This window comes from Alteromonas sp. G4i35 (assembly GCF_054960375.1).
Window position 1 is genome coordinate 1 of record NZ_JBHNZD010000002.1, and the last position, 22,673, is coordinate 22,673.

The 22,673-nt window shown below is 44.0% G+C and carries 20 protein-coding genes; 9 read left to right on the top strand and 11 right to left on the bottom strand.

The genetic code is table 11. The annotated features are described in order from the left end of the window. The first annotated feature begins 133 nt into the window (after positions 1 to 133). The 4 genes from ACFI6L_RS01020 (at position 134) to ACFI6L_RS01035 (ending at position 7,644) form a co-directional block, all read left to right on the top strand. On the top strand, positions 134 to 2,152 hold the full coding sequence (locus ACFI6L_RS01020; RefSeq protein ID WP_462573246.1) for a putative bifunctional diguanylate cyclase/phosphodiesterase: 2,019 nt from the start codon (positions 134 to 136) through the stop codon (positions 2,150 to 2,152). Positions 2,153 to 2,157: 5 nt separating this feature from the next. Continuing rightward, a complete protein-coding gene (locus ACFI6L_RS01025) occupies positions 2,158 to 2,736 on the top strand; it encodes a thymidine kinase (protein WP_014950261.1) in 579 nt (192 codons plus the stop codon). A 351-nt stretch (positions 2,737 to 3,087) separates the two neighbouring features. Further along, on the top strand, positions 3,088 to 5,991 hold the full coding sequence (locus ACFI6L_RS01030; RefSeq protein ID WP_462556429.1) for a TonB-dependent receptor: 2,904 nt from the start codon (positions 3,088 to 3,090) through the stop codon (positions 5,989 to 5,991). A 150-nt stretch (positions 5,992 to 6,141) separates the two neighbouring features. Beyond that, positions 6,142 to 7,644 carry a tryptophan halogenase family protein gene (locus ACFI6L_RS01035; RefSeq protein WP_462556425.1) on the top strand — a complete coding sequence of 501 codons (1,503 nt, stop codon included), beginning with the start codon at positions 6,142 to 6,144 and terminating at the stop codon, positions 7,642 to 7,644. A gap of 15 nt (positions 7,645 to 7,659) precedes the next feature. Here the strand turns inward: ACFI6L_RS01035 and ACFI6L_RS01040 are convergent, their stop codons facing one another. Beyond that, complete coding sequence (locus tag ACFI6L_RS01040; RefSeq protein WP_014950264.1) at positions 7,660 to 8,685, bottom strand: LacI family DNA-binding transcriptional regulator; 1,026 nt, start codon at positions 8,683 to 8,685, stop codon at positions 7,660 to 7,662. Between the two features lie 185 nt (positions 8,686 to 8,870). Then, positions 8,871 to 9,500, bottom strand: a complete 630-nt coding sequence (upp, locus tag ACFI6L_RS01045; RefSeq protein ID WP_014950265.1) for a uracil phosphoribosyltransferase — start codon at positions 9,498 to 9,500, stop codon at positions 8,871 to 8,873. 328 nt (positions 9,501 to 9,828) lie between these two features. Here upp and ACFI6L_RS01050 point away from each other — a divergent pair, with 328 nt between their 5' ends. Then, positions 9,829 to 11,112: a pectin acetylesterase-family hydrolase gene (locus tag ACFI6L_RS01050; RefSeq protein WP_039228476.1), complete on the top strand. Its 1,284-nt coding sequence runs from the start codon at positions 9,829 to 9,831 to the stop codon at positions 11,110 to 11,112. Positions 11,113 to 11,330: 218 nt separating this feature from the next. Here ACFI6L_RS01050 and ACFI6L_RS01055 read toward each other — a convergent pair whose 3' ends face one another. The 8 genes from ACFI6L_RS01055 to ACFI6L_RS01090 form a co-directional block, all read right to left on the bottom strand. Further along, entirely contained in the window at positions 11,331 to 11,552 is a 222-nt protein-coding gene (locus tag ACFI6L_RS01055) for a helix-turn-helix domain-containing protein (protein ID WP_014950268.1), read from the bottom strand. A gap of 383 nt (positions 11,553 to 11,935) precedes the next feature. Beyond that, positions 11,936 to 12,430, bottom strand: a complete 495-nt coding sequence (locus ACFI6L_RS01060) for a WbuC family cupin fold metalloprotein (RefSeq protein ID WP_039228479.1) — start codon at positions 12,428 to 12,430, stop codon at positions 11,936 to 11,938. Positions 12,431 to 12,443: 13 nt separating this feature from the next. Then, positions 12,444 to 14,507 carry a glycoside hydrolase family 97 protein gene (locus ACFI6L_RS01065; RefSeq protein ID WP_283617199.1) on the bottom strand — a complete coding sequence of 688 codons (2,064 nt, stop codon included), beginning with the start codon at positions 14,505 to 14,507 and terminating at the stop codon, positions 12,444 to 12,446. Between the two features lie 94 nt (positions 14,508 to 14,601). Next, positions 14,602 to 15,606 (bottom strand): ribosome biogenesis GTPase YlqF, encoded by a 1,005-nt coding sequence (gene ylqF, locus ACFI6L_RS01070; RefSeq protein ID WP_014977114.1) that lies wholly within the window; start codon positions 15,604 to 15,606, stop codon positions 14,602 to 14,604. Between the two features lie 38 nt (positions 15,607 to 15,644). Further along, positions 15,645 to 16,427 carry a TrmH family RNA methyltransferase gene (locus tag ACFI6L_RS01075; protein WP_462573247.1) on the bottom strand — a complete coding sequence of 261 codons (783 nt, stop codon included), beginning with the start codon at positions 16,425 to 16,427 and terminating at the stop codon, positions 15,645 to 15,647. Positions 16,428 to 16,603: 176 nt separating this feature from the next. Beyond that, a complete protein-coding gene (locus ACFI6L_RS01080; protein ID WP_014977116.1) occupies positions 16,604 to 16,909 on the bottom strand; it encodes a hypothetical protein in 306 nt (101 codons plus the stop codon). A gap of 4 nt (positions 16,910 to 16,913) precedes the next feature. Continuing rightward, complete coding sequence (locus ACFI6L_RS01085) at positions 16,914 to 17,195, bottom strand: hypothetical protein (RefSeq protein ID WP_014950274.1); 282 nt, start codon at positions 17,193 to 17,195, stop codon at positions 16,914 to 16,916. A gap of 144 nt (positions 17,196 to 17,339) precedes the next feature. Further along, positions 17,340 to 19,373 (bottom strand): aminotransferase class I/II-fold pyridoxal phosphate-dependent enzyme, encoded by a 2,034-nt coding sequence (locus ACFI6L_RS01090; protein WP_462556409.1) that lies wholly within the window; start codon positions 19,371 to 19,373, stop codon positions 17,340 to 17,342. 198 nt (positions 19,374 to 19,571) lie between these two features. Here ACFI6L_RS01090 and ACFI6L_RS01095 point away from each other — a divergent pair, with 198 nt between their 5' ends. The 3 genes from ACFI6L_RS01095 to ACFI6L_RS01105 all read left to right on the top strand — a co-directional run bounded on the left by ACFI6L_RS01095 (position 19,572) and on the right by ACFI6L_RS01105 (position 20,908). Beyond that, a complete protein-coding gene (locus ACFI6L_RS01095) occupies positions 19,572 to 19,937 on the top strand; it encodes a hypothetical protein (RefSeq protein ID WP_371342525.1) in 366 nt (121 codons plus the stop codon). Position 19,938: 1 nt separating this feature from the next. Continuing rightward, a complete protein-coding gene (locus ACFI6L_RS01100; protein ID WP_348668859.1) occupies positions 19,939 to 20,145 on the top strand; it encodes a hypothetical protein in 207 nt (68 codons plus the stop codon). A gap of 106 nt (positions 20,146 to 20,251) precedes the next feature. Next, entirely contained in the window at positions 20,252 to 20,908 is a 657-nt protein-coding gene (locus ACFI6L_RS01105) for a crotonase/enoyl-CoA hydratase family protein (protein WP_462556405.1), read from the top strand. Between the two features lie 57 nt (positions 20,909 to 20,965). Here the strand turns inward: ACFI6L_RS01105 and ACFI6L_RS01110 are convergent, their stop codons facing one another. Then, complete coding sequence (locus ACFI6L_RS01110) at positions 20,966 to 21,481, bottom strand: Mpo1 family 2-hydroxy fatty acid dioxygenase (protein ID WP_462556402.1); 516 nt, start codon at positions 21,479 to 21,481, stop codon at positions 20,966 to 20,968. A gap of 187 nt (positions 21,482 to 21,668) precedes the next feature. On the opposite strand from ACFI6L_RS01110, the gene ACFI6L_RS01115 reads away from it, so the two are divergent. Further along, the gene (locus tag ACFI6L_RS01115; RefSeq protein ID WP_462573248.1) at positions 21,669 to 22,532 is read left to right on the top strand and encodes an META domain-containing protein; all 864 of its coding nucleotides are present in this window, start codon (positions 21,669 to 21,671) and stop codon (positions 22,530 to 22,532) included. The last annotated feature ends 141 nt before the right edge of the window (positions 22,533 to 22,673 follow it).

Sequence of the window (22,673 nt, forward strand, 5' to 3'; positions counted from 1 at the left end):
TATTATATTTAGCCTATACTACAATCATTTAGTGCACCAACGTCTGTACGCTTCGCTCTACTTTGTACGACTAAATTTGCTTTTGAAGTAACGCATTAAATTTGAATCACAATGTTATAAAGGCTTTATCCGGTTGAACACGTATCAAGAATCGATATCACAAACTGAAATAGAACGAGACACCACCGACATGCTAATTGGCAATAGCTTTGTCGGCTTCTTGATGACGATATTTGCATTTTCTGGCCTGGTATTTTTCTTTGAAAGCGCCTCTCCTTCAACATTTGTAAACAAACTACAGATTTGGGGGGTAATGGTATGCGTCTCACTTCTGAGGCTAATTGATGCATTGTATTGGCGTACTAATTTGGCAGGAAAAGCTTATAACCCGCGCCCTGCTTTGATTCGGTTTTCGACCGGGCTATATGTTACGGGTTGTATTTGGGCGCTTTATTCAGTGCTTTTCTATTCATCCATGGCAACTGTCGAACTAGCAGCGACTATGGTTGTACTCGCCGCGATGTCCGGCGGAGCTGGTACCGTCCTGTCTCCGAACATAAAATTCGTCGGGTTCTACTCTACTGCTCTTCTTGTACCTATGTCGTTATGTGCGTTAATTGATGCTAGCGGGAAATTTTTTATTTTAGGTGTGCTTGGCTTGGTTTTCTGGTTTGGCATTTTCGCCAGTGCGTTTCGCTACCATCGCTTTTTCATCAGTACATTACACCTTAAAGCTAAGAATAATAGTTTGATGGAACAGATGCGTATTGAGCGTAGTGAAACAGTTAAAGTAAACAAACTACTCATAGCTTCAAACGAAAAGCTCGATGCATCTAACGCCAACCTTGAAGCGGAAGTGGAAAGAAGAACAGCGGATTTATATCGGTTGTCTAACAGAGATCCACTGACAAATTTGCTTAATCGCAATGGCTTTCTCAAACATCTCAACAGCTTAATCGACACCACCCGCGCTTTGGACAACTCACTTGCCCTGTTATTCATCGATTTAGATGGTTTTAAGCAGGTAAACGATAGCTTGGGGCACAAAGTCGGCGATATTGTGCTTGCGGAAATTGCCAACAGACTTCGCAATTACACGGAAGAAAATCACTTAGGCAGATGGGGAGGTGATGAATTCGTTGCTGTTATTCCCTATGCAAATGTAGATACCGCAAAGGCCGTAGCACACGCTATGCGCAGTGGCGTCACTATTCCCATTATTGCAAACGACAACCAAATAACTCTAGACGCCACAATAGGTATCGCCATGTTCCCCGTGCATGGCGACAGTGCTGTTGATTTAATTCAACAGGCCGACCTGACTATGTACGATCAAAAGCGCAAACAAAGGGGCTCTATCGGTGTGTTCAATGAAACACTGCACAACGAAATTAAACGAGAGCAACGTCTTTGTGAACGATTGCGTTCAGCCATTGAAAATCGAGAGTTTACGGTCTTTTATCAGCCAATCATTGATGTTGAAACCAATGCTTTATCTTCTGTAGAAGCCCTATTGCGCTGGAAGTGCGATGAGGAACATATTTCACCCGCCACATTCATTCCACTTGCAGAGCGCAGCGGGCTAATGCCTGAAATAGGTGCGTGGGTATTAAATAGAGCGCTTATCGACCTTTCACATTGGCAGTTCAAACCCGGCCTCGCAATGTCGATAAATGTATCAGTCGCGCAGCTGCTCGATGACAGCTTCATTAAAGTTTTAGACAATGCCCTCAGCACAACTAAAATTTCACCAGAACGCCTCTATCTAGAAATAACTGAAAGCGTATTCGCTATTGATAAAGATCTAGTGACTAAACGAGTGAGCGAACTCGTAGCCCGTGATGTCAAAATATCAATTGATGACTTTGGTACAGGTTATTCATCTTTAAACCGTCTTCAATCTATGCCATTCAATTTTATTAAAGTTGACCGCTCTTTTATACAGAATAGCTCTGAAGAGAGTGATACCATAATAAGAGCAACACTTTTAATGGCTAAAGAGTTTGGCTGTAAAACCATTGCAGAGGGCATCGAAACTGAGCAGCAAAGGCAACATTTGTCGCAGCTTGGAACCGACTATTTGCAAGGCTTTTACTTCGCTAGACCAATGAACGCCAACGACCTTATTTCTTGGTATAACGAAAACTACTAATAACCATGGCTCAACTTTATTTTTATTACTCTGCAATGAACGCAGGGAAGTCTACATCACTCCTCCAATCAGCTTATAACTACCGTGAACGCGGTATGCATTCAGTGATTTATACCGCAGCGCTTGATGATCGATACGGCGTTGGGAAAGTCACTTCTCGTATCGGCTTACAAGCAGATGCCAAGCTATACGCAAAAGGCGATGATTTGTTTGCCTCAATAAGCAAAGACTGCGAAGCGTTAAAGCCCGACTGCATTTTTATTGACGAAGCACAGTTCTTAACAAAAGCACAAGTAAAGCAGCTAGTAGACGTAGTTGATGAACTTGATGTGCCGGTACTAGCCTACGGCCTGCGTACCGACTTTTTAGGTGAAACCTTTGAAGGCAGTCATTATTTGCTGGCTTGGGCAGATAAACTGTCTGAACTAAAAACCGTTTGCCATTGCGGTAAAAAAGCAAGTTTCGTGGTGCGTTTAGACGAAAATGGCAATGCAGTAAAAAATGGTGATCAAGTACAAATTGGCGGCAACGACACCTATGAATCAATGTGTCGCAAGCACTTTAAAGAACTGGTTTGGGACTAAATCCCAACGTCAAGTAACCTAACTAAAATAAGCAGTCACTGAACCTCATATCTGTTGCGGGCTATAGCATTTATTGTCCGCTTCTCATTCTCTAAAAAATTTGCCACTCCCCCTTCTGCTCTTTGCCAGATTTCAATCGGCGTTATCCAAACTTTCTCGGTACTATCTAGAAGTAGCAAGAAAAAGCATTAAGCATTCTTGCTAGCCACGAATAGCCATTTATGACCTGTATTTGAAAACACCTTTCTTAAACAATTAAGAAAACACTTGCGTATGAGTAAAACAACTACTATTGTTAAAACGTTGTAAATAATAAAACCTTTGTTTAACACACTCAGCAAGGTATGACTCATGAAGCACACCAGTACGTTTAAACCTGCGTTAATCGCTATTTCAATTACCGCCGCCCTTAACAGCGGTTCAGTAGTAGCACAAGACACACCAGACGACGAACAAGTAGAAATTATTCAAGTTTCGGGTATTCGAGGCTCTTTGATGCGCGCCCAAGCGGTGAAAATGGACAACGACTCCATTGTTGAGGCCATTTCCGCAGAAGACATTGGTAAGCTTCCAGACTCTTCAATCGCAGAATCACTTGCCCGCTTGCCAGGCCTATCAGGTGAGCGCGTAGGCGGACGAACGTCTGGTATTTCGGTACGTGGCTTCAAAGAAGACTTTACCGGCACCTCACTGAACGGACGAGAACTTATTGGTATTGGCGATAACCGTGGCGTAGAGTACGACTTATACCCTGCTGAAATCATGACAGGTGCCACAATTTACAAAACCTCTGACGCTTCGCTTATTGTCCAAGGTATTGGCGGTACAGTAGACTTGCAAACAGTACGCCCTCTAGCAGCCCAGGAAACCCTTACCGTCACTGGGGTCTACGAACTTGGTGGCAACGATTCAGATAATCCAGAATTCGACAATAGCGGTAACCGTTTTGCCCTTTCTTTTGTAGAAAAGTTTGCAGATGACACGGTAGGTCTCGCACTTGCCATTGCATCAACGGAGTCCCCCAGAAACGAGAGAAAATACGGTGTTTGGGGATATGGTGAGAATGACGATGGTCAGGTGCTTCCGTTTGGTTTAGACACTCAGGCCATTAGCCGCGTGCTAGAACGCGACACGATTTCAGCCATTCTTCAATGGCGTCCCACCGATAGACTAGACATTGTTTTTGATGCGCTAGATATTGATTATTCCGACTCAGGTGTGATTCGCGGTTTCATCGAACCCTTCGCTGCGGCAAATGTTAGCGGTACAGGCATTAACAACTCGGGCACGCAAGTTAACGCGAATCCAGTATTGCGTACAGATCCCGCGCAAAAGGATGGCGAGCTTCAAACCTTCGGTTTAAATATCAAATACGACATAACCGATGAGTGGTCTCTTACTTTAGACGTGGCAGACAGTGAGTCGAACAAACGTGACTTGCGTGGTGAATCATACGCTGGTTTAGCACGTTCTGGTGCGCTCGGCGAAGGGCAATTAGGTTCACGTCAATTCGAAATGAGCACTGATGGTATTTACTTTAGCGGCAGTAGCGGCCTTGATGCATTCTCTGATCCCACCATGTTACAACTAGCGGGCCCTCAAGTTTGGGGGGGCGGTATGGCTAACATTGCCGACCAGTTTACTACCGATGTTTTACAAGCAAATGGTCAACCCTACAGCTACTTCAACGCTCAAGATGGCTTCCTGAACTTTGCTGATTTTGAAGAAGAGCTGACCACAATACGCTTCGAGGCAGTAGGCTATGTAGATTGGGGGATATTCAACACCTTAACGGCTGGCATAAACTATAGCGACCGATACAAAGCAAAAGACAATAAAGGTTTCTTTGCAACTGCGTCGTCATATCCATTTTCTGAGGCGATCCCTGAGCAGTATCTGTATAACGGGTTAGCTGACTTAACCTGGGCTGGCATGGGTTACGTTGTAGCCTACGACGGCTTTGCCCCTTATAACGATGGTGAATATACGCTTAATGATGCAGGGCTTCTAGAGCCTGATCGTTTAGGTGATACCTACACCATTGATGAAGAAGTAACTACATTATACGCCCAGCTAGACTTTGAGACTGAAGTTCAAGGTTTCAATGTAAAAGGTAACGTGGGTGCACAATATGTACAAACGGACCAAAGCTCAACGGGTTTCATTGGTATTGTAGGCCCGAACTTTGCCGTGTGTGACGACGATGGCAATCAAGTGGTTGATGCGGACTGTATTATTACCGATGGCGATGATTACTCTCACTTCCTACCTAGCCTGAACGTAAGTGTCGAACTTAATGAGAATCGCTACCTGCGCTTGGCGGCATCGAAAACCATTAGTCGAGCGCGTATCGACCAAATGAAAGCATCGGGCTTTGTTAAGTTTGATCAAAATATTGAGCTGATTGCTACAGAGAATTCTGAGGCGGCGGTGAGAGAGTTCGGGTCGCCTTGGTCTAAATTTACGGGTAACCCCACCCTTCGTCCGTTAGAAGCCAATAACTTTGACATTTCATTTGAAAACTACTTCGATGAAGAAGGTTATGTCTCGATTGCGCTTTTCTATAAAGATTTGGTTAATTGGACCCGCGATGGCAACCAGCTTATTGATTTCACGAATGACGTGACCAATGACGGTGCTAACTACTTCATCCCTGGATTCCATGACAGGATCGTGGACGTTGCGGGTAACTACGGCCCGCAAGACACGCCTTACGAAGTGGGCGATTTAGTAACTCCGCCAGACCAAGGCTTCTATTCATTCTTCGAAGATGGCCTAAAAGGTGAAATGAAAGGGGTTGAGCTAACGGCCAATGTTCCTTTGAGAATGCTCACTGACTCTCTGGATGGATTTGGTATTGCCGCTTCTGCAACAATCCTAGATGCGGAGCTTGAAGATGGAACAGCCATTCCAGGCCAATCAGACAATACGTACAGCATTACAGCGTACTATGAGATGAACGGCTTTGAGATTAGGGTTGCGGCAACCGATCGTTCTGAGTTCCTCACATATCAGCGTGGAGGTTCAAACAAAATTGAGCCAGCAACTCGTAACGCCGTTACCCAAGTCGATGCTCAAATTAGCTACGATTTCGCAGATAGCGGAATTGAGTACTTGGAAGGGCTAAGAGTATCGTTACAAGGCGTCAACCTGACTGATGAGAAAGAAGAAACCATTGATGATGCGGGCATTGTTACGCTCCGCCGCGAGTTTGGTCCTTCTTATATGCTAAACCTCAACTATTCGTTCTATTAAAAGGGACCATCCCTTTTGAACGTACGAAAATAATGGCACGCATCTTTAGATAGTGGATACGTGCCTTGCATTACTGCCATGTAAAGTGTGGCAGTAATGCGCAACTCTGATACTGTTTAATTTCACCCTTCTTTTATTGCAGAGCCTTTAATGACAACACCACACCGAATTGTTATTGCTGGAGGCGGCACAGCAGGTTGGATGGCTGCCAACCTTTTAGCTCACCGCTGGGCTAATCAAGCTGTGACCATCACACTCATAGAATCAGAAGACATTGGCACAATAGGCGTAGGCGAAGGCTCGACACCTACTCTCAAGCGTTTCTTCCAAACTCTTGATATTCCTGAGTATGATTGGATGGAAGAGTGCCAAGCAACGTATAAAGTTAATATCAAGTTCACGGGCTGGAATGGCAATAATTCACACAGCTACTCTCACCCCTTTATTAGCCAGCTAGATGTTTTTAGTGAACGAGCATTTCACGTTAATGCCTTAACCAGAAGGCTGGGTCTCGATGTTGAAACTCGACCTGATAAGTTTCTTATGGCGGGGTATTTGGCAAAGAAAAACCTTGCCCCTCTTCCCTCACATAATTTTCCATTCGATATAGAATACGGCTACCACTTTGACTCTCTAAAACTTGGACGATTCTTACGCGAGCGCGCTAAATCAAAAGGCGTATATCACGTTGTTGGTAATATTGAATCGGTGCATACCTCACCATCTGGCGACATTTCACATCTCGTTTGTCAAGACGGACAAAAACTTGATGGAGATCTGTTCATAGATTGCACGGGGTTTTCAGGACTCCTTTTACAAAAAACGCTAGACGTACCGTTTAGGGACTTTAGTGACAACCTATTCAATGACTCGGCCGTTGTGTTGCCTACACCAGCATGCGCTAATTTACCGGTTGAAACCGAGTCGGTTGCCATGTCGAACGGTTGGCGCTGGCAGATACCGCTTCGCAACCGCACGGGAAACGGATATGTGTATAGTCAGCAGTACCAAGAGAAAGACGCTGCAGAATGTGAATTGCGACGCGCATTGGGGATGGAAAATACCGATGTTGAAGCAAAGCACTTGTCTATGCGTGTAGGTCAATGTGAAAGGCATTGGGAGAAGAATTGTCTTGCACTAGGCTTGTCACAAGGGTTTATTGAACCTTTAGAAGCAACGGCACTACACCTAGTTCAAACGAGCATCGAGCTTTTCGCGGACAACTATTCTTTCAACGAAACAAGTGCTCAACAGAGACAGGCGTTTAATCAGGAAGTTTCAGAGCGCTTTGAACGCGTCCGAGATTATATCGTATGTCATTACAAGCTAAACGGGCGCAACGACAGTAACTATTGGAAAGACAACAGAGCTAATATGAAGCTGTCCGAATCACTGCTTAGTTTACTTGATGTGTGGTACAGAAAAGGGGATATTGTTGAGGAAATAAAGCGGCAAGGTATTGGTCGACATTTCAGCACTACGTCGTGGCACTGTTTGTTGTCTGGCTATGGTGTATACCCGCCACCGGCACTCAATCAGCCCGCTTCTTTGAAGGAAAGCGGCGATCTTTTTGAAGAAAAGAAGCTTGCCGCATTTTTTAATCGCTGCTCGTTAAACTTTGATAAGCAATCTACCTTATTTAACGCGGGCTGAACCTCTTGGCTCAGCCTATACCGTCTCGCCGACTTGCAATTCAAAAGGCAGCGTACTCTTTGCTGTTACTTGATTAAGCAGTGCTTTTGTTGCTTCTACGCCTTTGCCACTGCTGGATTGGCAAACTGTAGTAAGACGCGGGCGCGCACGCTCGGCTTCCCCAATACCATCAAACCCTGTAATTTTCAGCTCTTCCGGTACCTTAATATTCATATCCAAGGCTAAGTGAAGTAGCTCAAGGGCTATAATGTCACTCATACACAAAACCACATTAGGTCTTGGAGAGCTGGTCAGTACTTCTTTGGCTGCCTGTCTTGCAAAGTGTCTGTCACTTTCTGGAAGGTGCCAAATACGCTCATTGCTTACCGTGATGTTCTTTTCTTCAGCGGCCCTTAAATAACCATCAAGTCGACGGTGAGCAATTGAGCTGTCTACGTCAATCAACGGACTATCGTAAATACGACATGTAGAAGGCGAGTCAATCAGGCGAAGCCCAAAGATTGCCACATTGTCACCTTCATTTAACGCATGAGACGCAACGCGATAGGCCGCCTCTTCGTTATCAATATTAATAGATGGCTTGTCTTCGATATCAAAGTCAACGGTGACCACAGGTTTTGGCGACACTGCCAACTCCGCTACCAAGTTGCTGTTGCGCGGTTGTCCGTAACAGATAAAACCATCAACAAAATCTACAACATCAAGAATGCTGTCAGAGTCGCCCGCGTACAGTAACAAATGCTTGCCATTTTCTTGAAGCGCAGAAGAAACACCTTTAATAAAAGTACTCGCGACGGGGTCACTCACCATATATGAAATGCTGTCGGCTAATACTAAAGCCACAATATTTGATGTGCCCTTTCTGAGGATCTGTGCTGCTTTATTGGGGCCGCTGTAACCAATCTTTTTGCACTGCGCTAAAATCTCTTCGCGCTTCGCTTTTGATAATTGGTCCGGGCGGTTAAATGCATTTGAAATGGTTGCCGTTGAAACGCCCAACTGTTCAGCAACATCTTTTAGGGTAAGTTTTGTTTTATTCATTATTTTTAGCTCTTTTCACGAAACTAACTACCCAGAGTTAAAAACAAAAAAGGGTAGCAAGCGTGCGCTCTGACTACCCTCTGACTATATCATTAACTTAAACGTTTAACGCGTGAAATTTAGCGCTAATTCGATGAGTTGTGTAACAAATTGCTCAATGGCTTAATTTTTAGAGATTTTCGCTCTTAGCGCGTACCAAAGATTTTGTCTCCAGCATCCCCCAATCCCGGTAGGATATAGCCTTTCTCATTCAATCTATCATCGATTGCGGCGGTAAAGATATCAACATCAGGGTGTGCTTCAACAACGGCTTTAATGCCTTCAGGCGCAGCAACAAGGAATAGTCCCATTATTCTTCGACACCCTTTCTTTTTCAGAAGGTCGATTGTTGCAATCAACGTACCGCCTGTTGCCAGCATTGGGTCAACAATCAGTGCAGTACGCTCATCTATGTTTTTTACTACCTTGTCAAAATAGGCAACTGGCTGCAGTGTATCTTCATCACGGTACAGACCGACTACACTAATCTTCGCATTTGGAATAAGTTCCAGTACGCCTTCAAGCATACCTAAGCCAGCACGAAGAATAGGGACAACAGTTATTTTCTTACCTTTAATTTGTCTTACTTCTACCTCATCTCCCGACCAACTTTTAATCGTCGCTCTTTCCGTAGGCAGTGTTCGCGTTGCTTCATAAGTCAGAAGGTTCCCTACTTCAGAGGCAAGCTCGCGAAAGTCTTTGCTGCTAATTTTAGCGTATCGCATAAGCCCTAGTTTGTGCGCAATAAGCGGGTGGGTAATTTCGTGAACGGCCATGTAAGACTCCTTGTAATCGATTTAGCTATATTTTAACCCAGAAGTATTTTAGTTAAAGCGATTAGTCGTAAAAATATGTTTATTCAATGCTTTAAAACGCCACATCAACGCTAGACAGAGTGGATAAATGCTATAACCTATTGCGTAGGCTATAGCCACAGTTCGTGGCGCAATTCACGATCATGAATGTATAGCGCTCGCTATGAATTGTCGTAGTTACGCGCTAATGAGATCGATTGAGAAAGTTTCAGGAAGTTCAATTTTCTCAAAACAGCCGAATCAAACTTACTATTCAAACCATGTTTATCTATGTCAAAAGGAATTGTTTATGCATTCTTACGCTAAACGTTTTCGCTATTTTGCTGTAATGGCACTGAGTTTCTGTGCCCATAATGCCTTTGCACAATGGGAGCAAATCACTCCTGAAAATGAGGTGGTGGTATCGGTACCTGGCGGCGGTGAAAAAACCGTGTACCCATCATGTTCTCTTCCCGCTTTACCGGGACCAGAGGGGTTAGCCCCCAACCCATTCTCGTTTTATTTCGAACAAGGAGAAAGTGATAACCTACTTATCTACTTCAATGGTGGCGGCGCCTGCTGGGACAGTGCCACTTGCTTAGCGTCAATGCAGCTTGAGTTTGACGACAACCCGATGTCGCGAGCCGCTTATAACCCATCAGCCGTAATCGAAAATACGCCATTTATTTCAGGCGGAATATTTGAAGATACACAAGAGAACCCTTTTCAAACTTGGTCAAAAGTTTTCATTCCCTACTGTACTGGCGACCTACACTTAGGCTCAAAAGACACGCAGTACGTTGACGAGCTTGGTATCGTTACAGGTCTACCTGGTGCCGAAGTTACTTTAAAGCACCGTGGTCACGACAACGCGCTAGTTGTTATGCAGTGGATTAAAGAAAAACTGAACAACGATGATTTATCACCCAACAAAGTGCTACTCAGTGGAAGCAGTGCGGGCGGTTATGGTGCAACGTTCAACTTCCCCTACTTCCAATCGCTGTTTGGTCGCACAAAGGTTGCCCTCTTCGCTGATGCGTCGCTTGGTGTTATATCCCGAGGCTTTACGCAAACAGTCCTAAACTATCAAGGGCCATGGGGGATAGAAGATACACTACCACGTAATTTCCAATCACTGATTGGCAATTTTAACCATCTAACGCTCAATAAGCAGGTGATGCTGCGATTAGCTTATCAGTACCCTTGGAACCGTTTTGCGCAATATTCAACAGGAACCGACATTGTTCAAATTCAGTTTTCTAAAATCTCTGATCAGGTCTCTAGAGGTAATTTAGACCCAACGACATGGGGTGTAACAGAATCTGATTTAGGCTACATACTTGGCTGGCAGCTTCAGGCTAATGCGTCACTTCATGCGCTGTCAGCTTTCACATGGAATTATCAATTTTACCTTGGTGAAGGCACCTGCCACATGGTGCTAAACGATTTTTGTGAAGATAATGCCTTCCCAGTATCCTCACCTAGCCCATTTTATAATGAGCAGAGTGCGCGGGGTATTTCCTTTAACGAATGGCTACACACGTTTGCTACGTCGCGCCGCTTTAGAGAAAATAGCGCGGCATACTATCACTAGGATACGTAGTGCGAACTTGTATTAAAAAGTAATCAATAACATGGCAAGTCCAACCCGGAAGTGGTTGGATTAGCCATATATATACCTGCGGTAATACGCCGCGATTACGAACATTTTAAGTCTCGCTGAGTGGGTGATTATCTATGAGGACTGGTATTAAAACTAGGATTTGTCGTTCCTTGCTGTGCATTTATGCAGCAACAAATTAACACGCCCTACTACCCAACTTGTAAAGTAGCACCATCAGGCATAGTTACTTCAATTTTCATGTTCCCGCCAACCGCAGCTAAATATGCAGCCGCACGTTGAAGTGAAACGTCCTGAATACGTTTTGATTCCAACTTACTTACACCAGAAGCTGTGACCGATAACGCCATTGCTACTACTTCCTGTTTAACTCTGTGCTGCTTTCTGATGTCACCTAATGTGATTTCTTTCATTGTCTTTTACCGAGAATTACGGGCATTAAAAAAGCCCAGATGGTGATACCTTCTGGGCTTTTGCAAAACGTTCTACCTGCAGTGCCCAGAAGCCAATACTTGCCCCTGAACACCGACGGTCAGGTGCAATCAGTAATTAAAATTATAAAAATAACCAGTTGAAACGTTTTGCATGATAATTCTCTTTTCACAATGTGCTTGTACAAACGACCCTGTGCCGCGACTAAGCTAAATGTTGAGGCTGCGGTGCTTTTCAAAAATTCAGCAGCGGCCTTATGTCACTTATCCTTAACCATACCATGTAGATAAGCAATAGCAATGACTTTCCAAAAAGGAAAGTGCCTAAAGCATGCTATGAGTGCGTAATTAAACAAGAAGTGCCTTTAAAAGGCTACGCTATCACCCACCGCCGCTTTCTTAAGTGATGCTAGAAAATTGGGAACCTGGTCGTTTCCTTCTTCAGGAGACCAGCTTGCAAAGCCTTTATCATCGGTGACTTCGTAAGGACCCTGTTTAACTTCCATGAAAACTACTGGGCTATGACACACCGTTGCGTGCCAGGTATTAGGAGGAATCTCAATTCCGCTGGTCTCTCCACGAGCCGTTAGCGTCACTCTGTTTTCAACGTCGCCATCGTCGCTGAAAAATAGAATGTCTAACTCGCCCTCTACCACCATGAAGAACTCCCACTTATGAGACTGTACATGTCGATGAGGCCGCACGTAGGAGTCAGGCATCATTGCAATAAACAAACGCTGTACCATGTCGGTATAAGATTTATGTACGTTCAAATTAGCCCGTCGGCGAGGACTTTCCTCAGCCGACTGTTTAAGCGTTTCAAACAACGCTTTATCAAAATACTGAATCTTATCCAACATCACACCCTGTCTATTATTGCGATAGTAATTTAAAGCGTATCGCTCCTCCCCCCGATGGCGCAAGCTTTAATGACAAGACATCGGCAGACGTCACTACCTTTTTCTCGATGTTCATTGCGTAGGGGTTTGTTTTCCAATGCGCTTTCTCTCCATCCAGATAGAGCTGCGCTTCATACTGCTGACCTTCCTCTAAAAAGGTTAGCGGTAGTGATAACTCTCTGGCTTCTTCATTCGTAATTGCACCAACATACCAATCGTTTCCAGAGTAGGATTTGTGCTTGCTCGCTTTACGCGCCATTACAATATATTCGCCCACTTCCCCTTGAAGCGCTTTACTATGAGACCAGTCTGTAGGGACGTCTTTGATAAACTGAAACGCCGGTAAATTATTCTCATAATTACGAGGCAAGTCTGCAGCCATTTGGATAGGGCTATACAGCACTACGTATTGGGCCAGTTGCTTGGCAAGCGTTGTTTGAGGGCGCATAACCTCTCCTTTGCCCCACTCTATTCCACCGTCATTTTTCCGAACATAGTCAAAGTTGAAAATGCCAGGTGTGAAATCCATCGGACCAGCGAGCATGCGAGTAAACGCCAACATGGGAATATGGTTAGGCGGATTAGGTGCCGCCCACCCTGAGTTGTATTCCTGACCACGAGCGCTTTCTCGCGATATCCAGTTCGGATAAGTACGGCGAAGGCCGGTATCTTTTACCGATTCATGAGTGTTGATGGACAACTGATATTTCGCAGCGGTTGTGACGTTTTTAATGAAATGATTTACCACGTCCTGGCTGTCGGTATATTCATAGCGCAGTACGTTGTTGTCGTCGCGCACTTTGAGATTTTGGCCATGGGCAACATAGCCCGTTTTAATTTGAGAAACCCCCAGCTTGTTGTACAGGGCAAAACCGTCTTCCATCTGCGCTTCGTAGTTGGTTATTCCTCCTGATGTTTCATGGTGTCCTATTAACTTCACGCCAACGTTCTCGCCGTAGCTGGTCACCGCTTCAATATCAAAGTCTGGATAACTTTCTGTGAAAGAAAATAACTCTGAATTCGCTATCCAATCACCATCCCAACCTTTATTCCAACCTTCAACCAATACACCATCAAAACCGTGTTTAGCGGCGAAGTCCATGTATTGCTTTGTGCGCTGAGTAGTAGCACCATGCTTGTCTCCAGAGCCCCACGTATACTCATCAATGTGCATTCCCCACCAAATACCTATGTATTTTCCTGGTTCAACCCAGCTCACGTCACCGAGTTTATTTGGCTCATTGAGATTCAAAACAAGGTATGAATTAACCAAATCCGTTGCGTCATTTCCTAACGTAATGGTGCGCCATGGGGTAACAAAACTACCGGTTTTATGCACCAAACTCCCGTCGTGACGAGGTGCCAGCGACGCTGTAAAACGCCCTAACTCTTGTCTTTTAAGGCTCATACCCGCGTAATCAACAAGGGCAGCTTCATGAATAGCGACATGAGTGCCGTTTTCATACTTCACCGTGAATGGCGTGTGAGCGGTGTGAACGTCTTGCAGATTAGTGGATTGATAAACATATTCATATCTATCTCGACCATGGGCAGGGATCCAAAACGCTTTTGCTTGATGAGAATCGACTAAGTTAAATTCAGTCAGCTCTCTAGTAATTATGCGATTACCGCTTGCAGGTAGCTCGTAGCGAAAGCCGATACCATCGTTAAAAACTCTGGCTCTTACAAGAAAAGTGCGGTCTTTATCGCTAGGGTTATAGAATTTGACCAAAAGCTCATTGTGGTTGTCGCGAATGTTTCGCTGCTCTCCCCACGGCTGCTGCCATGTTTGATCCACCGTATTCCTGCTTATCTCTTCTACTTTAAAGTCGCGATATAAAGGGGCGGCTTTTGCAAAAGTAAAACCAAGCTTACCGAGCCCTAAAACGGGTTCTCCGTTAAATGACACCCGATATTGCGCTAATTCGCCATCATCTGTGAACGATAACTTTACTTTTTTATCTGGGGAGAGAACCGACAACTCATTAGCTATTGAAGGCAAGGAGACGGCCAATAGAAGGAGCAAAAATACGCGCATAAAATATCCAACAAAAGTTGTTAACCTAATGTTAGTATCAAGTAATAGCGAATTTTTGCAACCCATTTCTTAATCGATTAAGCCTATTTTTTGGTTAGCGCTTATTTTTCTTCATCCTACGGCTTTGTTCTTGACGCTTTTCTTCTCGTTTTTCTTTCCGATCTTTCTTATCAGGCGTTAACGAGCCTGTTTTGAATTTTGCTTTACGCTTGGCTTTCGCTTCAGCTTTCTTCGCCGCCTCAAGTGCCATTTCTTCTTTTTCGACTTCCAGCATTTCTGGTGTCTCAAGGGTTATTCGCCCTAACTTACCCGACTGCAGTTCTTTAAGCAGGATCTCGCATATTTTATGAAGGTTTACACGACCACCCGCTTGAATTGCCCCACGCGTTTTGGCGGCGGCTTCCAGAAACTCTATTTCAGTATCTGGCAGCTCGTCCAGCTTATAGCGCTCTTTCATTACCTCTGGATACGCTTTAATGAGGTAATCTGCCGCAAAAAAACCAACATCGTCGTATTCCATGGCAGTATTTTTTACAGCGCCCGATGAAGCTAACCGATAAATTGAATGTGGGTTTTCAAGCTTAGGCCACAGTACTCCCGGTGTATCAAACAAGATAATACCGCTGCCTAAATTTATGCGCTGCTGGCTTTTCGTTACAGCTGGCTCGTTGCCTGTTTTAGCAATGATTCGGTCGGCTAAAATATTAATTAGCGTCGATTTACCCACGTTAGGTATACCCGTGATCATAGCTTTAATTGCTTTTGGCTGACCTTCTTTATACGAACAAATGCTTTTAACCAGCTGCATAATTTGCTTGCTGTTGCCCGGGTTATCGCTAGAGGTCGTGATCGTCTTCACGCCACGCTCTTTCTCTAAGCTCTCCTGCCAGCGCGCAGTAATTTCTGGGTCTGCCAAATCATACTTATTAAGAATCTTAATACAGGGCTTATCGCCGCGTATTTTTGCAATTTCGGGGTTTTCACTGGAATATGGAATACGCGCGTCAAGCACCTCAATAAGAATGTCTACTTGATTAAGCGACTCTTTAATTTCTTTCAGGGCTTTGTGCATATGCCCAGGGAACCATTGTAATGCCATGGTTGTTTCCTATCGTAATCGAGTTGAGGGGAGTGTGCTTAACGGGTTAATTCATAAGCGCAGATATTCACAGCGCTGGCTAAGTTTAACGAGTCAATCTTACCGCTTCCCGCAATGGTATACGCCGTTGCGTTTAGCTTTGATAGTGCGTCAACAGGCACGCCACGGGCTTCGTTACCAAACAGATAACATTGATAATTACCAAAGGCGTTAGAGGTGATATTACTACCATTCATATCCAAGAAAGCGAAACGTTCGAACCGCTCGCCTAGGCTTTCAAGCGCCACGTTTAATTCCATGTTTACATGGAAAATAGCCCCCATACTTGAGCGTACAACTTTCGAGTTGTATGGATCTACGCTATTTGGGCTTAGTAATAATGTAAAATCCCCAAACCACGCTAGCGTTCTTAGTATGGTGCCTAAGTTGCCAGGGTCTTGAACTTCATACAAATAAATGTACTTTTCGGCACTGGATTTGTTTGCTGAAATGCTGGTTTGTGACCGCTCTGAATATAACGCGGAGTTAGGAAGTGGAACGCGAGCAATAATACCTTGAGGTGACTTAGTATCGCTGAGTTGCTGCATTTGTTGAGACGATACCGTTTCTACCTTCATATTAGAGACTGAAGAATCAAGTTTTTCTTTCAGCCACGCCTCATAATCAGCTGTCACATAAAGGGTTATATCACCTAATGTACTGCTGTCATGCTGAGCAACATTAATTAACTCTAAAACTAAGTGCTCTCCTTCCACCAAATAGAATCCGAACTGCGTTCTAAATTTCTTTTGATGAAGCTTTTTCACGTCACTTAGTTTCATTTGCACTGCCCTTTTTATAACTTTCGGCGCAAGTGTAAGGTATGAAACCCAAAACGCAAAGCGGCAACGCTTAATAGTGAAACAAATAATGAGAGAAAAAGATTGTAGTGGAGAAATACAGGATAAAGGGGAGTATCAAAAAGGCGTTTCAAATATACTTGTAAACGCCTTTTTAATTACCGAGATACCAAGACACCTAAAGCGTTCCAACGTTTGCGTGGCTCACCAATTGGAATACATAAGCAGGCCTCTTCTTTTTCACTTGGTAAAATCTGACATACAACATTTGCACTTTTAAACTCGTGAGCAAGTTCTGTTGCAAATATTTCCGTCACACCTTCCACCAGCACAAACTCGTTTTGCTTTTTCAACGCTGTAGCCAACTCTTCTACCGCTTTTAGTGAAAGGGGCCACAAAGTACGCAATACTCTTAACGATGCAACTGAGGTGATATCGCCACCTTGAATTTGTACTTTAAACATTGAATTACTCGTCTAATGTTGTTGCTTCTTGAGTATCATCACTCGTTGACGCTAATGACGTGCCAGCGGCAAATCCACCTGCGCCAGCTAAACCAATACCAACGACACCAACTCCGATTTCACCAAGCGTTGCAGCGCCCGCAAGAGCAATGGGCACAGTTGCTAACCCTGCTGTGCCAACAATGGCAATACCCAAACCAATCATAGCAATGCCAACGCCTAGCTGCTCCCAACCATCAAAGCCGCCGGACACCATTTCAATTTCACTTGTATTTAACTCTTTCATTTACATTTCCTTGTTTTATTAGGCTTCCATTCGAAGCCAAAAACAGGGTAAAAAATGGAATAACAAATAGAAACTGTTCGATGGACGGGTTTTAACACTTAAGAGCTAAAGCACCGTCCAAACTGGTTTGGTTCGCTTTTTTTCCTACTGTTGGTCAGCTACAACATAAATTTCACCGTCGTAAATACCTTGGACGGTAAGCTTCTGGCTTGCCAGTGCCTGAAGGTAATCAATATGCGCTTGTTCCACTTTCTGTCCAGGAACAATAAGCGGAATACCAGGCGGATACGGTGTAATTAAACCTGCTGCAGTGCGTCCAACGCTGTTTTGCCATGGAATGGCTTCCCTAGGGCTGAAAAACGCTTTTGACGGAAGGTCGTCTAAATGAATTGGCGGAATGTCTGCCGGTAACGGACTCTTGCTCTTGCGCTTGCTTAGGTTAACGGCGCCATCATCAAGACGTTTTAACGCGTTGTATAGCCTTACAATTTTAGAGCGCATTCCACCTAGCGTAAGCAGTACTAGAATAGTGCTATGAGTAAACTTCTCGATTTCTAAACCAACTTCGTCCATTAAGAAACGATGTATTTCTTGATTAGAGTAATCTAGCGCAGATACGTCAATTAAGATTTTAAGCGGGTCGTGCCCAATGTTATCGCTTTCAAAGTGAGAAAACATATTTGCAAAGTCACTAGGCGAAAGTATTTTAAGTCGCTTGAACTTGGCCATTTGCGATTTGAGTTCGGCAACATTGCTTAATAGCTCATTAAGGATTTTGTAGCCTTCCATTTCCAGCTGCTGACGACATACATCAAGCGAGGCAATCAGTTGATACTTGGGCGAGGTACTGGTGTGAATTGCAAACACTTCTTTAAAGAAGTCTTTATCGAAATCTGGATCGTTTACATGAATAAAGGAAGCTTGCGAGAAAGCCGACACCACTTTGTGCGCAGAGTGAGTAATATAGTCTGCCCCAGCGGCGATAGCCGAGTAGTCACGCAATGCAGGATGGAACAAGGAATACGCAAACCATGCTTCGTCAATGAACACTTTAATGCCATGCTCGTGGGCTAAATTTACGACTTGCTTAAGGTCAGTCAATAACCCGTCGTAGGTACAGCCCGTCAGTACGATAAGTTTAGCATCAGTATTTTCTTCAATAAGCTGCTTAATTTGCGCCATTCTAGGCGGTGAGAAAATACCGTATTCAGGGTTAAATACACTGTCTAAATACACTGGCATAGCGCGCGCCTGAATAATGCCGTAGTGCACTGACTTGTGGCAGTTTCTGTCGGCAATTACTTTGTCGCCCTCACGCAACAGCGTCTGCAAAATGATTTTGTTTGATGTCGAAGAGCCGTTCGTGACGAAATAGGAATGGCGAACTTCAAATGTATTCGCGACAGCGGCTTGCGCTTTCCCGATAGCGTGAGTGCCATCTGATAGTGAGCCCAGCGAGTCTACGCTTACCGATAAGTCACTAACAAACACGTTACGACCAAAGAAGCGATAAAAATCACTGATATAGGGTGAATTTCTAAAGCTTGCGCCACCGCTGTGACCTGGCGTATGCCACGAGTCGTTAGACTCCACTACATAGTCTTTGTATTCAGTCCAAAACGGCGTTTCGTTTCTATCATCAAAGTCGTTGATAATATAACCCAAAATAGACTCTGGGTCTGAAATAATGTCGTTACGATAGAAGAACGATTCAATGCCATTGGCTTGGTTTACAATATCCAACCCTTTTACTGCATCGCCTAAGACATATACGGGGAGTTCAGGGCGAATGCGTTTAATGGAGTCTATAACTCTGGCGTTATTATCAATAACAGCGTTGCGTGCAGACGACTTTTCGCTTGTGGCTTTCTCGTTCGCGTTTTGTGAACTAGCGCTTTCGGCTGCGGGGCTTGTATTTTCATTAAGTACGCCATTTAATGGCACAACGTCTGTCAGCTCTTTAACCTTCGCCACCACATCCCAGCTAAATACCACAGCTTGAATATCACCGTCTTCACGAACAAATTGTAGTGCCTTTGCAACGGAGTTCGCTTCAAGCAGGCTTATTTCAACGTCACTTCGGTCAAAGTAAGTGATGGTGTTGCCTATACTTGACGTAATTTGTTCCAATAAATCAACAGCATCTTCTATAACAAGAATTTTTAAATGAGGGCGCATTAACCAACCATGTAATTAATAATGAGCATTTAGCGCTAGGCTAAAACTCATAAAACTAAGAATCAATAAACTAAGAATCTATAAACAAAAACAGTAAAACTAAAAATAGTGTAACTCTGAATTTCACTGGTGTCGTGTAAACTCTTGCTATGTCGAAATAAAAGTGCGTAAACGAATTGGACGAGGGCTAAATCACGCATGCACACACCTTCCCTTCAGAACCAATTCCCACACGCTTATCTCTCAAAATCAACGGAGCACACGAAGAACCTACGAGAATTTCTACACTACGCGAAAAATGTGCTCCCTTCTATTGCATCTGCAAAGAAAAACGCCTGGCCAATACATCATGACCACTGCTTTATGCGGGTGATTTTAGACAATATTGTCGGCTGTGCGTGGTATGAGGTCATTCCCTCGCCGGCCTATAACAACCTGACCGACGAGCAAGCCAGTGCAGCATTAAACCTTGCCAGACAGATAGTCACTGAGAATGTTTCGCTTCACGTACTCAACCAACGCTCAAAACAATGGCGCGATAAACAGCTAAAGCTGGAGTTTTAGTATGACAAAACGAACATCCATTAACGACGCAATTTTAATAGAGGATGGCCAAGACCTAGAGCGAATTGTGAAAGACAAACGTGCGCAATGGCGGGCTAATAACGCGAAAGCGCGTCGCAGACAACGCCGATATAAAAAGAAGCTTATTGCAGAACTTCCGCGAATTATCACCGATATTCATAGCACATATCCCGAAGATGAAGCCTAAAGCACTATCATAAAAGAAATCAATTACCTACAATCACTGCTAGAAAGTTGCGCTTAACAGAGCGTAACGTAAATTAATTCCTACTAAGAAAGTGACAGGACATTCCATGGCGTTTAATTTAGCTATTAACAACGATATTGCTGTAATCACCTTTGACGACGGGAAAGTTAACGCCGTTGGGTTTGAGCTTATTCAGCAGTTTAACGATGCCTTAGATGAAGCAGAACAAAACGCAAAAGCGGTTGTATTACACGGTGGTGAAGGCAAGTTTTGCGGCGGGTTTGATTTATCGGTAATGAAAGCCGACGACAAAGCAAAACAACACGAGTTGGTGTCAAAAGGCGCGGAGTTAATCGTACGTCTTTATAGCTTCCCACTACCTGTAGTCGTTGCTGCAGAAGGTCACAGCATTGCAATGGGCGCTATTATGCTTTTAGCTGCCGACTTGCGTATTGGTAAAGACGCAGATACTAAATATGGGCTTAATGAAACCGCCATTGGTATGGTGCTGCCGCCTTTCGGTATGGAGCTAGCAAAAGCCAGACTAGCGAATACGTCTCAAACCGAAGCATTGCTTTTTTCACGTATTTACCAAGGTAAAGAAGCAGTGAAAGCGGGCTTTATCGACGCTGCGGTGCCTCAAGAGCAGGTTTTAGCAACGGCCATGGGTTATGCAGAAAAGTTGAAGATGTTGCCTAGACAGTCTTTTGCTGAGTCTAAAATACAATTGCGTAAAGAAACGATAAAGAAGATGAAAGCTTAGCGATTATGTTATGACAGCGCGTTGAGACTGGTTGTTTCAACGCGCTATCTAAAGCAGTTACTTTATGGGTCCAGAACGGCGTTCTATCTCTTCTTTAAGTGCGCTTCTAAGGCCTAGCTCAAAACTTAATTCCGCAAGCACAAATAGTGGTCCTATCGCCAGCCCCATTATGTCGTCGACAAACGCAGGCTTTTTACCCTCATAGTGATGACCAATAAATTGAAGCACCCAACCACCAATAAAAATACCAAGTGAAATAGCAAGCCATGTTCCCACTTCATTCTGTGCGATGGGTTGAGCGAAATAGACCATAGCCCCCGTAAAAAGCGTCATCACTATGCCAAGTTTTATATCTAACTTAATGTAGAACGCATTACCAATTGCCCAAACAAAGAGCGCTGGGCTTATGATCATATCTCCAAAAATTGGCGCGCTAACTAGAAACGCAGGCTTACTTAGTAGACAGAAAACCGAGAAAACAATTAGCGGAATACCGACATAATGGGTGTATATGTTTCTTTGATCTCTGTGGTACTTGGCGTACTCACTCAAGTGCTGTTCTAAATTTTTCATACTGCGTCACCCATAAGTTATATCAAGGTGTTAGTTTACTCCCTTCATTCGCTTACGAACTGTCGTTTTGACGACAAAGTGGAGGTATAGTGGTGCTCTTCGTGCTATTTGAGCTCAACGATTAAAGATGAACTTAGTTGGCTATCGCGAATCATAGTGAAATTGATTAAAAACAATTGGAGTTTTCATGACTTACAGGAAGTACCTTTGGGCTTTGACAGGTTCTGCGCTTCTTTCTTTAACAGCGTGCAGCTCGGTCTCCTCTCTCTATTCAAATGAAAGTGAAGGTAGTCAACAGCATACCGAAGGCAAACCACTTACGTTAGCGGACAGTCATTGGCAGGTTGAAAGTATAGACCGAGCAGGAATTATCGATTTCAGCCATGTTACGCTTAACGTAAATTCAAACGGAGACACTAGCAGAGTAAGCGGCAGTACAGGTTGTAATCAGTTTACCGGAGCGCTAGATGTTGATGAAGCCGATACGGTATTTAGTGATAAAAGCTCAGCTGAATCCTTTTTCACTGATAAGCTCATTCTCACTAAAAAGGCATGTGCGCCTGCACTGATGAAACAAGAGCAACGCTTCATCGAAATGTTGGCCGCATCGGCAAGTTATTCGATAGTGGAAAATACTTGGTTGGTGCTTTACGACAGTAGTGGCAATGAAACGATTAGAGCGATTGCCGCACAGATTTCTCAATCGACGACAAACAAATCGGCAAGTACGACAAAAAGTAATGTAGATACGAAATTGTCTGACCAAATTTCATCGCAAAAACAAGATGTGGTTGGCTCAAATGAACAAGAGTCGACCAAAACGTACAAATGTGAAACGCCTAATGCCAATCTCGCTACATTACGTGTAAATACGCTGGGGCCTGACACATTGGCCTTATCATTAAACAATACCCATCACATTGTGCAGTTATCACGTTCAGCATCGGGGGCAAAATACACCAACAACAAGAATGTAGTGTTTTGGAATAAAGGGGATGTTGCTACCCTATCGATCAACTCAGGTTATTACCATTGCAGTTTAAGCACCTAAACCGAAATCGACGTTTACTTGTCGGTTTTAGGCTTAGTCTCTACCTTAATATTTATCTCATATGATGAAAGGGCCTCAGCTGCCCTTTTAACTTCTCTTTTCAACACTATCAAATTGCTTAGAGCAATTGCTTTTGACCCC